12 protein-coding genes are annotated in these 13198 nt (G+C 48.3%); 8 read left to right on the forward strand and 4 right to left on the reverse strand.

Going from position 1 to position 13198, the window contains the following annotated elements; translation table 11 throughout:
* Positions 1 to 3: 3 nt before the first annotated feature.
* Both ACY2RR_RS01370 and ACY2RR_RS01375 read right to left on the reverse strand, forming a co-directional pair.
* Positions 4 to 1212, reverse strand: coding sequence for an NAD(P)/FAD-dependent oxidoreductase (locus ACY2RR_RS01370; RefSeq protein WP_490106337.1), 1209 nt, complete (start codon positions 1210 to 1212; stop codon positions 4 to 6).
* 117 nt (positions 1213 to 1329) lie between these two features.
* Positions 1330 to 2013: a hypothetical protein gene (locus tag ACY2RR_RS01375; RefSeq protein ID WP_490106338.1), complete on the reverse strand. Its 684-nt coding sequence runs from the start codon at positions 2011 to 2013 to the stop codon at positions 1330 to 1332.
* Positions 2014 to 2205: 192 nt separating this feature from the next.
* Between ACY2RR_RS01375 and waaA the strand changes: the two genes are divergently transcribed.
* Positions 2206 to 3489, forward strand: a complete 1284-nt coding sequence (gene waaA / locus ACY2RR_RS01380; protein ID WP_490106339.1) for a lipid IV(A) 3-deoxy-D-manno-octulosonic acid transferase — start codon at positions 2206 to 2208, stop codon at positions 3487 to 3489.
* A 74-nt stretch (positions 3490 to 3563) separates the two neighbouring features.
* Here the strand turns inward: waaA and ACY2RR_RS01385 are convergent, their stop codons facing one another.
* The gene (locus ACY2RR_RS01385) at positions 3564 to 4967 is read right to left on the reverse strand and encodes a TolC family outer membrane protein (RefSeq protein ID WP_490106340.1); all 1404 of its coding nucleotides are present in this window, start codon (positions 4965 to 4967) and stop codon (positions 3564 to 3566) included.
* Positions 4968 to 5196: 229 nt separating this feature from the next.
* On the opposite strand from ACY2RR_RS01385, the gene ACY2RR_RS01390 reads away from it, so the two are divergent.
* The 3 genes from ACY2RR_RS01390 (at position 5197) to ACY2RR_RS01400 (ending at position 6972) form a co-directional block, all read left to right on the forward strand.
* Positions 5197 to 5673, forward strand: coding sequence for a DUF1249 domain-containing protein (locus tag ACY2RR_RS01390; RefSeq protein WP_490106341.1), 477 nt, complete (start codon positions 5197 to 5199; stop codon positions 5671 to 5673).
* 132 nt (positions 5674 to 5805) lie between these two features.
* A complete protein-coding gene (cpdA, locus tag ACY2RR_RS01395) occupies positions 5806 to 6600 on the forward strand; it encodes a 3',5'-cyclic-AMP phosphodiesterase (RefSeq protein ID WP_490106342.1) in 795 nt (264 codons plus the stop codon).
* A gap of 135 nt (positions 6601 to 6735) precedes the next feature.
* Complete coding sequence (locus ACY2RR_RS01400; RefSeq protein ID WP_490106343.1) at positions 6736 to 6972, forward strand: PA3496 family putative envelope integrity protein; 237 nt, start codon at positions 6736 to 6738, stop codon at positions 6970 to 6972.
* Positions 6973 to 7005: 33 nt separating this feature from the next.
* Here the strand turns inward: ACY2RR_RS01400 and ACY2RR_RS01405 are convergent, their stop codons facing one another.
* Positions 7006 to 7800: an alpha/beta fold hydrolase gene (locus ACY2RR_RS01405; RefSeq protein WP_490106344.1), complete on the reverse strand. Its 795-nt coding sequence runs from the start codon at positions 7798 to 7800 to the stop codon at positions 7006 to 7008.
* 409 nt (positions 7801 to 8209) lie between these two features.
* Between ACY2RR_RS01405 and ACY2RR_RS01410 the strand changes: the two genes are divergently transcribed.
* The 4 genes from ACY2RR_RS01410 (at position 8210) to ACY2RR_RS01425 (ending at position 13171) form a co-directional block, all read left to right on the forward strand.
* A complete protein-coding gene (locus tag ACY2RR_RS01410) occupies positions 8210 to 9508 on the forward strand; it encodes a dicarboxylate/amino acid:cation symporter (protein WP_490106345.1) in 1299 nt (432 codons plus the stop codon).
* A gap of 162 nt (positions 9509 to 9670) precedes the next feature.
* The gene (locus tag ACY2RR_RS01415) at positions 9671 to 10663 is read left to right on the forward strand and encodes a biliverdin-producing heme oxygenase (protein WP_490106346.1); all 993 of its coding nucleotides are present in this window, start codon (positions 9671 to 9673) and stop codon (positions 10661 to 10663) included.
* Positions 10664 to 10736: 73 nt separating this feature from the next.
* The gene (locus tag ACY2RR_RS01420; protein WP_490106347.1) at positions 10737 to 12545 is read left to right on the forward strand and encodes a Na/Pi cotransporter family protein; all 1809 of its coding nucleotides are present in this window, start codon (positions 10737 to 10739) and stop codon (positions 12543 to 12545) included.
* Positions 12546 to 12604: 59 nt separating this feature from the next.
* Positions 12605 to 13171, forward strand: a complete 567-nt coding sequence (locus ACY2RR_RS01425) for a DUF4202 domain-containing protein (RefSeq protein WP_490106348.1) — start codon at positions 12605 to 12607, stop codon at positions 13169 to 13171.
* The last annotated feature ends 27 nt before the right edge of the window (positions 13172 to 13198 follow it).

Raw genomic sequence — 13198 nt, forward strand, 5'->3', positions numbered from 1 at the left:
CCCTTAACAGTCCTGCAAACGACCTTCCCAGAAAGGCTTAGTCACTTCCGGGCGAGGTTGGTTTGGCGCAATAAAGCCTTCGTTACCCTGAGGCTTAATGCCTTTCGCTTCAAGGTTACGAATCACTTCGTCAGCAAGATTTGGAGCCAGTGCCAGTTTGGTTGGCCAGGTAACCATGCCATTCTGAACCTGCTTGCAATATGCCGCATCAGGACGCAGCAGTTTGTTCTGCTTAGGCTCTGCACGGTTAACCCGCAGAGTTCCCCAGCGCGCTTTGCCCAGATCAACCCAGGGCATCAGCTTCTTCAGCTCTTTCTTGCCCAGTGCGATTTGTTCATCAGCATCACGCTTCACGCCAGATTCAGCCAGTTCACCGCCCATATACCAAACCCAACGACCATTTTCGGAAGGATGGCTGGTCATGGTTAAACGGGGAACAATATCTGTGCTTACACAGTGAGCGTAAACAGGATGCGGGAAGTCATGCTCCACCATCACCATGTGCAACGGACGCAGCTGCATGGTTGGAGATTCCAGCTGCAAGCGTTCCAGCAAATCACCGGTACCTTCACCAGCTGTGAACACATACTGCTTGGCATCAATGGTGTAGTGATCATCGCCACGCACCATTTCAATGCCGGCAATAGACTTGTCTTCATTCAGCTTGAGTGTGGTGTTGTTTTCCCAATCCACATGAATAATGCGATCTTCCAGACCAGCAATAAGGGCACGAACAACAGACTCAATATCCAGAACGCTTTCATTCAGCTTGTAGAGCTTGCCTTTAAAGGCTGGAGTGTTGAATGCTTCTGGCAGCTCATCTCGGGTTACGGGATCAACCCGGCCACGCAAAGCCTTACTACCAAAGAACGCCGCCATACGGGAGCCAAAACCACCAGGCGTCCACATAAACTGGTGATCGGAAAGAATACGAACAGAGGTCAGGTCCAGTTCACCTTCCCCTTTGATGGCCGACAACCAGCGTGCTGGCATACCGGCAATGCATTCTGATGCTTTGGTCAGGTTTCCAGACAGCGCATACTTAATACCGCCATGGATAATGCCCTGGGATTTGATAGTTTGCCCACCGCCCAGAGTTTCATTTTCAAGAAGGAGGGCTTTGTAGCCCATATTATTCAGGCGCCGGAATAACCACAGGCCTGCAATACCACCGCCGACAATTGTTACGTCAGCATCAATGACATGGTTCATTAGCTGTTAGCTACCTGTCAGATAAAGAAGATTTCGGTGGCTATATATAAGGGCGGAAGGAAGCAGATACAAGGAAAACAAGTGCCAGCCCTGAAATCAGGGCTGGCTGGGTATTTATCAAACAGTTTGGTTTCTGTTCATGCGAACTCTGCGACCAATCTCAAGACCCGCTCTTAACAGAGTTTTAGGACTGGTCAGCACCACTTTCATAGTTTTTTCAAAACTAGTCAGCTCAATACCTTTGTGGGTATATACGGCCTCACGACCATTTCGACCGAAAAACATACCTTCAAAAGCAAGAACGCCGCCCTGGATGATACCGGAAACTGTTCCGTTCAAAGCACCAAATGTTGCGCTGACACCTGCGTCAATAAGCCCCTGAAGCAATGCCATCTTGTTGCCAGAACCATTGAACTTTGCAACGCTGGCCCCTATTCCCAAACCTGTGATAGTGCTGGCACCAACGTGGGTAGCAACATTAATAACGATGCTTCCACAGAAATCAGATATTGGCTTACGAACAATATAACTGGCACGCAGACCGAAATTCAGCATTGAACGGAGCACACCTTTTTTCTTGTGGGAAATAGCAACAACCTCAAGACCAGCGACAGGCTCCTGTGCCTTCTCTACTACAACATCATTTGGAGTTGAATCCGTGACATTCGCTACAGATTCATAATGCACCGTAAAGTCACTTTGAATTTTCGTGCTAGGGGTTTCCTCTTCACTGCTAACACTGCCCAAAGATGTTGTGCGCTGAAGATCTCGCTGAGTAGTGGAACCTGGTAGTGACTGCATCGTGGAAACCCTCCCAAATATATTTGGTTAAAAAGTGAGTTGATGCATCACAATGTATTTCGACCCGGCTATTGAAGATATTGGACAATAGTCTGAACCATGAAACTTCTTGCGGTATTTATGATCTAAACCTCTGGTACTCCAGCTTTTCCTTGCAGATAATAACCGCCCCTTACACCAAAGCGGTTTCCAATGTCGCGTTTTGTCTACACCCTGATCTTCTACCTTGGTCTACCTCTTGTAGCCCTGCGCCTTCTCTATCGAGCCAAAAGTGCTCCGGCTTATGCACGTCGCCGGCATGAACGTTTCGGCTTTATAAAACCACCAGCAGACGGTAAGAAGAGTATCTGGATACACACGGTTTCCGTAGGCGAATCCATTGCTGCGGCTCCGCTGGTGAAGAAACTGCAGAGCATGTACCCAGATCACCGGATTGTGGTAACAACCATGACCCCAACCGGTTCAGAGCAGGTCAGAAAGCTTTATGGCGATACCGTTTTCCATGTTTACGCTCCTTACGATCTCCCCTGTTCTGTCAGTCGCTTCCTGAAGCGTATTCAACCGGAACTGGCTGTTGTTATGGAAACCGAACTCTGGCCAAACACCATTGCCGCCTGCCATAAACGCAACATTCCTGTTTTACTCACAAATGCCCGACTATCTGAACGCTCTGCCAAAGGTTACGGCAAACTGGGCTCGCTAACGCGCAATATGCTTCAGCAGCTTTCCTTTATTGCTGCACAGACTGAAGACGATGCCCGTCGCTTTATAGAGCTTGGATTCCCCAAGGCCCGTATGCAGGTTACCGGAACCCTGAAGTACGATCTGGATATTCCCGAAGCCTTGAGGAATGAAGGTAAAACCTTGCGGGAAAACTGGCTGGCCGGTCGCCCAGAACACGCCCGCATTCTGATTGCTGCCAGCACCCATAAAAGTGAAGACGAGCAGATTATTGAAGCGTTCCGGAATCTGAGCCGCACATTATCCGATGTGCTTCTGATCGTGGTGCCAAGACATCCAGAACGTTTTGATTCGGTGTATGAACTGCTGAAAAGCGAAGAATGGAATGTCAGCCGTCGCAGCACCAATGATCCGGTTACTCCCGAGACTGATGTTCTTTTGGGAGACACTATGGGCGAACTGCTGCGTATGTACGCAACTGCTGATCTGGCATTTGTAGGTGGAAGTTTGGTGGAACATGGCGGCCATAATCCTCTGGAACCCGCGGCCTTGGGTTTGCCAATTGTTTCTGGCCCTCATGTTTTCAATTTCCAGGAAGTTACCGCCACCCTGGAAGAAGCTGGAGCTTTAACAACTGTACATACCAGCGCCGGATTAACCCGACATGCCGAATATATTCTGACTGATCAGGACGCAGCCCAGAATGCGGGCAGTGCCGCTCTTGAAGTTATGAATAAAAACAAAGGTGCCCTGAGTCGTCAGCTTATGCTGGCTCAGGCATTGATAGAAAAATAAAAGCTTTTGTTTCAGACAAAAAGAAGCCGGGTTTAGCCCGGCTTCTTTTTGGAACGAACTTTATGCAAGAAAGCTTAAGCGCTCTTACATACAGGCGTTAACTCATCATCCTTACCAGCACGAATCCAGGCATTCAGGTCTTTCAAATCCTGAGGGCTCAGAGTACCGGCAGTCTGCTTCAGTTTCAGCGTATTAATAATGAAGTCATAACGAGCGTTCAGGTAATCACGCTGGGCGCTGTAGAGACTCTTCTGAGCATCCAGAACGTCAACGATGTTACGAGTACCCACTTCGTATCCACTCTCAGTGGCTTTCAATGCACTGCTGGCAGACACAATACCCTGACAGCGAGCATCAACACGTTCTACATCAGCATTCACTGTATTGAACAGGTTACGGGTAGAAGCGCTGGTCTGACGCAGGGAGTTATCAAAGTCCATCTGGCTCTGCTCCAGTCTGTAACCGGATTCACGAACCTTGGAGCTGGTCAGGCCACCACTGAAAATAGGCACACTCAGCTGCAGGCTGTAAGTGGTGCTATTGGTTTTACCGTTGGAGGTATAACCATTGCTATAAGTACGGCCAGTAGTTGGATCAACATTATGACCATAAGTAGCAACTGCGTTCAGGGTTGGAGCGTGCCCAGAACGGCTAACCTTTACCTGAGTTTCAGCAGCTTTCACACCTTTACGGGCAGCTTGCAGAGTCAGGTTCTGAGTGACTGCAGTGTTCACCCACTGCTCAACAACCAAGGGAGCCGGAGTGGCAACTGGCATGGTTTTGTCCAGTTTAACCAGATCGCCAATGTATATGTTGGTCAGGGTGCGCAGATTTTCCAGGGCTACAGAAACTTCGTTATTCGCCTGGATACGGGCAACACGGGAAGAGTCGTAGGCAGCACGGGCTTCCAGAACATCTGTCTCCGCGATCAAACCAACCTCAAAACGCTGCTGGGTCTGTTCCAGCTGACGCTGAACCGCACGTTCTTCAGCCTGTGCAGTAGACAGAGCATCTTCTGCACGCAGCACATTAAAGTAAGCCTCAGAGGTGCGCATAATCAGGTTCTGAGTTTCAACAGCCAGAGTCAGACGAGCCTGCTCAGTCAGAGTCCCTGCACGATCAAAGTTGAACCAGGACTCAAGATTAAACAAAGGCTGAGTCAGGGTTGCGCTCCAGCTATGACTATTCCAGTCATTAGTCCGGTCGCCATCAGGCAGCGAGTTGGAGTCCTGCATGGCGTTACGGTTGGAGTTTGTCTGCGCATTTAAGCCAATGTTAGGCAGCAGTGCCGCTCGACTCTGGGGAACAGCTTCTTCAGAAGCTTTAAGGGAAGCCTGCGCCGCAGCCAGCTGGGCATCATTTTTCAGAGCCAGCTCATAAATCTTCAGGAGGTCTGCAGACTCCTGAGCTTGAAGAGTCCCACTCAGTGCCATAACCGCGGCACTGATTCCGACCAGCAATCGCTTGGATGCCATCATTCACAGTCCTGTATCTGATAAAGTCGCTTGTCGGGAAACTGCTTATATTCCCCACGCTTCAGCGAGAAGAGTGCAGGGGGTTTCCTGCAAATGGGCAAAAATAACACTAAGCCCCGAAAAACCAAACTGATATTTCTTACCAAATTGTACAAGTGGCTATTTTTTAAACATGAGAGCAATATAAGCTTCCAGTTATAATACAAACAGGGCTTGAGGAATTAACGACACCATGTATTTGCACACAACCCGTAATAAACACCTGTCACGCCCACGCTATCATGTGGACTTGGTTGGGCTGCAGACGGTTTGTGAGAAAAACTACCTGCAACTGAGCCAGATCACACCAAGTGGTGATGCGGGCACAACCCAGACTGTCATGATCGAAGTCGGCGGCCATACCGCTGAAGCCTGCCTGAAGATTGTTGAACAAACTCGCTATACCACTCTTCTGGCTTTATCTGTGGTACAGCCTCTACATTCCTGGCTGTCTCTGCCCAATCTCACTGTTCGCATGTATCACGATGTACGTATGGCAGAGGTTATGGTCGCAGACCGCCATCGGGGGTTGGATGCACGCTACAGCTACCCAAACCCTGACATGCATCAGCCGGATGAAAAACACCAGCTGAACAAACTCCTTTCTGAGTGGCTGCAGCACTGTTTGTCTGCGGGTTACTCCAAAGATCCTCTGCCAATTATCCCCTGAGCAGCAATTAGCACTGCCAACCTCTTAACAGAACAGACAAGAGCTCTGGAGTCTGCCCTTGCTGACCGTTATTATCTGTGTTGAGGATTTGCTCCTACTGATCAATACCAATAACACAGGCCGAATACCTTGTTGCAGCGTCCGGTAAATCTGATCCAGCTGAGTGATTGCCACTTGTTTGCAGACGAGTCCAGGGACCTTATGGGCATTCGAACCTGTTACTCGTTTGCCAATGTGGTTTCCATGATCAAAGACAGGGAACCATCAATAGATCAGATCCTGGTCACCGGCGATATATCGCAGGATGACAGCCTCGAGTCTTACCTGTTCTGCCAGAAGGTAACCTCCACTCTGAAGGCTCCCTGCGCCTGGTTGCGCGGGAATCACGATGAAATGTCTGTCGTCAAAGAATCCGGTAATGATTTTTCTGGCTTGTTTCCAGACCATATCCGCATTGGAAACTGGGTTGTTCTTATGCTGAATACCCAAACTGATGGTGCCACGTATGGAACCCTGTCTTCGGCCGAGCTCGACAAATTTGAAAGCCAACTAGTTGCGTTTCAGGAACATCCTATCCTTGTCGCCATGCACCACCACCCGGTTCCAGTTGGCAGTCGCTGGATTGATGATATTGCCCTTCGGAACAGCGAAGCGGTGCTGACCTTATTAAAAGGCTACCCTCAGGTTCAGACCATTATTCATGGTCATACCCACCAGGAACGGGATATTTATCATCAGGGCGTGCGCATTCTGGGAATACCTTCGACCTGCGTGCAGTTCAAGCCTGATGCTGAAGACTTTGCCACTGATGATCTGCAGCCCGGGTACCGGAAGCTAAAGCTCTATCCGGATGGCCTTATTGAGACAGAAGTTCACAGATTACCGGCAGGCACCTGGACTCCGGATAAATCCCAGACGGGATATTGACGTTTTCCTGCCCTTAAAAGCCCAGTGAAAACAGCATCTTAGCTCTTATTCTGATTAGATATACCAAACCCATCCTCGTCCGTATCACTGTTTTCTAAAGTTGAAATTGAGACAGTAGTACAAAGGACCTGGACCATGCCTCGCGCAACCACAGACTCTGAGAGTCTCTCACCCGATGACGGCCTGCCTGAAGGATTGGAGTTACGCCGTAAAAAATCCACCCAGCAGCGCTGCAAGCGTAAAAGAGCTCGCAGTATTCGTAAGGGAATCGAAACCTACTTTGAGCGTAAGAACTTGAAGGACGCTCTGGGTGATGATTACGATGAAGACGACCTTGATGACTTCGAAGAAGATGAAGACTGGTATCACTGACACCAGTCGTCTGCTGATTTATGTCAACAGGATCTAATCAACAGAGCCCAGAAAACGTTCAACGATACCGTTAAACAGGTCTGGTTTTTCTGCATGCAGCCAGTGACCAGTGCCGGTCATCACCTTGAGGCTTGCTTTAGGAAAGTGTTGATCAATAACAGGCTTATGCTCCGCCAACAGGTATTCTGATTCGCTTCCTTTCACAAACAACACCGGATTATCAAACGGGTTGTTGCCGAACGCTGGTGCTGCCCGAATTTCCTCGTAGTTTTCCAACAACGCATCGGCATTGATACGCCAGACAAACCTCCCCTCCTTATCTCGCATAAGGTTTTTGATTAGCAATTGCCGGACGCTCGCTTCTTGGATATGTGCAGAAAACTGCTTGTCTGCATCAGTTCTGGAAAGAGCTTCTTCAGGCTTGTAGTGTCTCAGGGCACTCAGCACATTGTCATGCCCGGGTAGATAATCCACCGGAGCAATATCACCAACCACCAGTGCCGCTATTTTCTCCGGAGCAATGGCAGCCATTTGCATTGCCACTTTTCCTCCCATGGAGTGACCCAGCACAACAGCCTTTTCGATACTCAGATGTTTCATCAATCTGAGTACATCCTCTGCCATTAAGGAATAGGTCATGGACATATCATGGAAGGAGCGGCCGTGATTTCTCAAATCTGCGGTAATCACCCAGCGGGTTTCAGCCACCCTGCGAGCCGCTGGCGCAAGATTGTCCATACTGCCAAACAGTCCGTGAAGAATAATAACGGGGAGTTTCTCCCCTTTGCTGCCGTACTCGCGGAAGTTCAGCAAACTTTGACCTGACATTTTCAAACCACTGTTATTTCTATTCTGGCAACAATATCTGCTCTGTAACTATCCTGAAACCGGTTTTTCTGGCTGCGCCCTCTATTCTTACAACTAGGGGGCGTTCTCAATTAAACATACGACTCAGTGGCTCTGAATGCCGTCAGGCGTTAGAAAGACTTGTGACAATCGTAGTTATTCTACATTGAACAAGCCTGACGCAGCGAGTGACGGCATTCAGAGCCACCCAAAGGGCATTCCCGAGAGTCCCTATGGCTGCGTTGCAACGTTTTGAAAGGCAAGCAGCATTCCAGCAACGCTGCGCCTACCCATAGAAACTCTCGGGAATGCTGAGTTCGATGTTTAATTGAGAACGCCCCCTAGCGCTTCTATACCTAAAAACACCAATTAATAATTCGGGAGACTTTTAATGACCATCGGACCTGCTAACAGCACGCCCCCTGGCCCGGACAATACATCTCCTTCTCTCTGGCAACGCTGGAACAATCTTCCTATCTGGTCACAAATAATCGTGGGTATGGTTCTTGGATTGGCTGTTGGTGCGTTTCTTGGTCCACAAGCCCAGCAACTCAAACCTATAGGCACGTTGTTTGTTAACGGCATTAAGATGCTGATTGTACCGCTGGTGTTCTGCTCCCTGGTTGTGGGAGTAACGTCTATGGAGAACACCACCAAGATGGGGCGCATAGGCCTGAAAACCATGGCCTTTTACATTCTGACCACAGCCATAGCCATAACTCTTGGTTTGCTGTTTGGTTATGTTATGGAGCCCGGAGCCAACCTTAGCCTGGTTGCCCAGCAGCCAGCTGCTGCTCAGGAATCCCCTTCTCTCGTCAGCACCATTGTTGGACTGATTCCCCAGAATCCCGTTCAGTCCATGGCCAAAGGCGATATTCTGCAGATTATTATTTTTGCTCTTGCTCTGGGGATAGCGCTAACGGCAACAGGTGAAAAAGGAAAACCGGCAATCGCAGTATTCGCAGGTCTTGCAGAGGCCATGTATAAACTTACTGGCATGGTGATGAAGTTCGCCCCTTATGGCGTATTCGGACTGATGGCCTGGCTAGCTGGAGCCTATGGTTTGGATGTGCTGTTGCCACTCTTCAAGGTTATTGTGGCTGTTTATATTGCCTGCCTGCTGCACTTGTATGGTTTCTACGCTCTTTGCCTGAAATCTTTGGGAAAACTCAGCCCGGTACGTTTTTTCAAAGTTGTCTTCGATGCCCAGATTATTGCCTTCACCACATCCAGCAGCGCGGGAACACTGCCTGTGAGTTTGCGGTGCTCCCAAAGGCTGGGGGCACCTATGTCCACATCCAGTTTTATTCTTCCTTTGGGAGCCACCATTAATATGGATGGCACAGCCTTGTACCAAGGGGTTACCACTCTGTTTATCGCCCAAGCCTATGGAATAGACCTGGCGACAGCGGACTACCTCACCATTATCGCAACGGCCACTCTTGCATCTATCGGTACAGCTGGTATCCCTGGCGGTGGACTGATTATGCTGACTCTGGTGCTTACAACAGTTGGACTGCCCGTTGAAGGTGTTGCCCTGATTGCTGGCATAGACCGAATACTCGACATGGCTCGTACAACAGTGAATATCACCGGCGATATTATGGTGAATATTCTTGTATCGAAGAGTGAAGGGGAGCTGGATCTCGAAGTGTTTGAGGGCTCAAAAAAAACAGAAATACTCACTTAAAAGACAAGTGGCAGGTAAATTGTGAGAGCTCTGTCTCTCACTCTATAATAAATTCCATCGACTCTCGTGCAAATGGGCTACTTTATTTCCTACATAAACTCCTTTCATAAAAATACGCCTGAATTACTGATGCCAGCACACAACAAATAAGGTATTTCAGTGATGAAACTTAATACTGTAGATTTCCTGTTTTTACGTTATACGCCTCTATTACTGCTCCTGTTTGTCTGTTGCCCATCAGAAACAAAAGCAACAACAAAGGGAGAAGAGGTTGTTATCCATGCTCTTGAACATCAGCGCTTTCAGGAAATGGAAGAAGAGGGAAAATCAAAAACATTTCCGCACAGGGAAAGGCGAGTACAAAATGAGGACTCTATCTTTGTATCAGCAGGCCATGACTCTGACAGGAAAGCTCCTTTTACTGCAAGTACAACCAGCACTGCTTCTCCCCGTCTAACAAATACAAACGGTCTTATTCCTGTAACACCGCAAGCCAGCCCCAATACTTCTGACAGTGGGCCAGTTAGTTTTATGAAAGAAGTTCTAGCTTTTGCCAGACCATTACATAATGACATTGGCCAAACGCCTGTCATGCGATCAATAACAGAAGAAACCATGACCAGACAGCAACTTGTTCGCTATCACTATGGCCTGTATCAACTGTATAAAATACTTGATCCACTTTTTTCAGCCGAATCAATGTCGTATTTCGTCTCTTTCTTTGAAAAAGTCAAACGACTGCATGTTCTGGAAGAAGATTGTAAAACTCTTGAAGCAGAAGCCAGTGGCTTAGTGGAGGATCTTGAAGCACTACCGGAGTATCAGGAATACCGAGTGTATCTAGAAGAAATTGCGCAAAACCAAGCTCTGATGTTCGCACATTTTTTTGTTAGATATGGCAGCAACCTTTACGGGGGGCAAAAAATAAAAACACGTCTCTCGAGCCTGCCGCATTATACAACACCATTGGGCTATAACGAGTTTGGTAGCAGTAATGATGTTGCTCTGCTGCGGGAAGAGCTACAAAGACTAACCGATGAGCTACCAGCAAAGTTCTCTGTATCCAAAGAACAGTTTAAGGAAGAAATTAGGGTCGCTTATAAAAAATCAGAGGCCATTTACCAGAAGTTAGGTTGGCCAGTCCCTTACAACTAAGGACCTACAGAAACCTGACCAATGGCCGATACCCACTTTTTGCAGGGTATTGGCTCCATCAGGTTTTCTCTTCATGTTTCGCCGGATTTTATTTTCAGCAATCACACTGCTGCTTATTTTCAGTTTTCTGTTCCACCCGGATGTCCTGACCATTATCGCGGGCATATCCATGTTTCTGTTTGGCATGCTCTGTCTGGAGCAGGGTTTTCGTCAGGCCAGTGGTGGCCTGCTGTCATCCATTTTATCCAGAACAACCAAAAACCGCTGGAGCAGCTATCTCACTGGGACACTCTCTACCAGCATTCTCCAATCCAGCTCCCTGAGTTCAGTGATTACCGTTTCTTTTGTCAGCACCGGTCTGGTGAGTCTCAGCGCCGGTATTGCCCTTGTCGCTGGTGCCGGTTTGGGCTCAACGGTAGGTACTTGGTTAATGGCTGCCTTTGGTATGAAGGTGGCAATCAGTCACTACGCTATGCCACTTCTGGTGATGGGCACTCTGTTACAACTGCAAAACAGCCATCGCTCCAAAGGTACTGGCTACGTTCTGCTTGGGATCGGCTTCCTCTTTCTTGGTATCCATTACATTCGTGAAGGTATGGCAGATACCGGGGATCTCTCCCTACTGACCACAAATTATGGTCTTTTAGGTGGGGTTATGGTGGGCATGCTGCTGACTGTGCTTATGCAGTCCAGCCATGCTTTGCTGGTTCTGGTTATTGCCGCCATGGCCAACGGACTGATTAACTTCGAACAATCTCTAGCTCTGTGTATTGGCACAAACATTGGCACTACCGCAACAGCTGCCTTGGCAGCCATCAGTGCCAGCAGTAATGGCCGTCGGCTTGCTCTGGGAAATGTTATTTTCAAACTGGTAGCCATGCTGGTCATTCTGCCAACTCTGCCGATGTGGCAAAGCCTATTGCTCCAGTTTTCTGACATTATGGGAATCAGCGATTCCCCCATGCTGCAGTTAGCGCTATTTCACAGCCTGTTCAACATTGTTGGGGCAATACTGGTTCTTCCTTTTCTCAGCCCGTTGGCAAAGGTTCTTGGCAAGCTTTTCAATGATAACGCGGAGAATACTGATCTAGATATTCCTCTACCCTGCAAAGAGCCCGCTAAAGCCAAATTACTTGTACCTGCCGCACTGGAACACCCGGATGCCGCCTTGATTGCTTTGCAAAATGAAACCAGCCGACTTTATCGCCGCACCGTGGCACTCATTGGTTTTGGGCTGTACATAGGTGATGATCTTCTGCATCCGGATGATGAAGCCCCATTGCCAGAGTCTGTGCCTCCCTGGCCCAACTGGCGAGTGGGAAAGCTTTACAAACTTCAGGTGCGTGGCATTCATGACGATATCTGTCGTTTTTGCGATCAGCTGGAACCTAAAATTGGCCCAGACCAAAAAGCCAGCATTCTTGCCATAAGAACCGCCTGCGACAACTTTACTTCGGCAATCAAGCATCTTCGGCTATTACAGAAAAGCTTGCGTAAACATATACGCACCGACACTCCTCCGGTTCGAAAGCATTATTGGTTGCTGCGAAGCCGGATAGTGACCACCCTCCGCCGTATACGATCCTTATCTCTGGAAAATAAAGAAGATATTGCTGAAGCTATCAGTGCCTTAAAGAAAGATATCTACCGGCAGGATCTGTTAACTGGAGACTCACTGGGTACACTCCTAAAAGAAGGACAAACCAGTGCTTTGCACACAACATCCATGATTAACGACAATGGAACAGCGCACGATATTTGTAATAGCCTGATAGACGGCGCTGTTATTCTGATGCTACAGGGGCAAGGAACTATTCTGCAGCAAAATAATGACTCAAAATCCAAAAGCCCCATCACACCTATCTGGAATGCACGACTCTAGATATTTATAGACAAACGATGTAAAACCGCCTCACACCAAAAACAAATAGAGTATCAGCCATGTCTCGACTTCAAAAAACTATCCAGTCCATAGATGCTCTCCACGCCCAGGATCCAAAGCAGGTCGATGGTAAGGCTGAAGAACTGATTTACGCAGAAAACTGCAGTCGCTGGCAGGAAGCTTTATATCCTGAAGCCTCTGAAGAACTGATCATTGCTGTTCGCAGCCAACACCTTTGCCGTTGGGAGATTCCCCGCTCCGACTTTCCTATGGACAGAACCGGATACCTGAAGTGGCGCACAGCCTTAGGCAAACTGCATGCGGATAAAGCCGTAGAGGTGATGAGTGAGCAGGGGTACGACTCCGAAAGCTGTGATCGCACCGCAGCAATAATTCGCAAACAAGGCATCAAAAGAAACGAAGAAGCGCAGGCATTAGAAGACTGCGCCTGCCTAGTATTTATTGAAACCGGTTTCTTACCTTTTGCAACCAAACATTCCGAAGAGAAGATCATCAGCATCGTTCAGAAAACCTGGGCAAAAATGTCTGAAAAAGCGCAACAAACCGCTTTGACTTTGAACCTGCCGGAAGAAGCTTTAAAACTGATTCAAAAAGCTCTGGCTTGATAAATTTTGTTCAAGATTTGTGCCGCC

This window comes from Parendozoicomonas sp. 2304DJ65-17 (assembly GCF_058148445.1).

Excerpts from the sequence above, each read along its gene's own strand:
- ACY2RR_RS01370 (WP_490106337.1), bottom strand. The coding sequence starts at position 1,212 with ATGAACCATGTCATTGATGCTGACGTAACAATTGTCGGCGGTGGTATT.
- ACY2RR_RS01375 (WP_490106338.1), bottom strand. The coding sequence starts at position 2,013 with ATGCAGTCACTACCAGGTTCCACTACTCAGCGAGATCTTCAGCGCACA.
- waaA (WP_490106339.1), top strand. The coding sequence starts at position 2,206 with ATGTCGCGTTTTGTCTACACCCTGATCTTCTACCTTGGTCTACCTCTT.
- ACY2RR_RS01385 (WP_490106340.1), bottom strand. The coding sequence starts at position 4,967 with ATGATGGCATCCAAGCGATTGCTGGTCGGAATCAGTGCCGCGGTTATG.
- ACY2RR_RS01390 (WP_490106341.1), top strand. The coding sequence starts at position 5,197 with ATGTATTTGCACACAACCCGTAATAAACACCTGTCACGCCCACGCTAT.
- ACY2RR_RS01400 (WP_490106343.1), top strand. The coding sequence starts at position 6,736 with ATGCCTCGCGCAACCACAGACTCTGAGAGTCTCTCACCCGATGACGGC.
- ACY2RR_RS01405 (WP_490106344.1), bottom strand. The coding sequence starts at position 7,800 with ATGTCAGGTCAAAGTTTGCTGAACTTCCGCGAGTACGGCAGCAAAGGG.
- ACY2RR_RS01410 (WP_490106345.1), top strand. The coding sequence starts at position 8,210 with ATGACCATCGGACCTGCTAACAGCACGCCCCCTGGCCCGGACAATACA.
- ACY2RR_RS01415 (WP_490106346.1), top strand. The coding sequence starts at position 9,671 with ATGAAACTTAATACTGTAGATTTCCTGTTTTTACGTTATACGCCTCTA.
- ACY2RR_RS01420 (WP_490106347.1), top strand. The coding sequence starts at position 10,737 with ATGTTTCGCCGGATTTTATTTTCAGCAATCACACTGCTGCTTATTTTC.
- ACY2RR_RS01425 (WP_490106348.1), top strand. The coding sequence starts at position 12,605 with ATGTCTCGACTTCAAAAAACTATCCAGTCCATAGATGCTCTCCACGCC.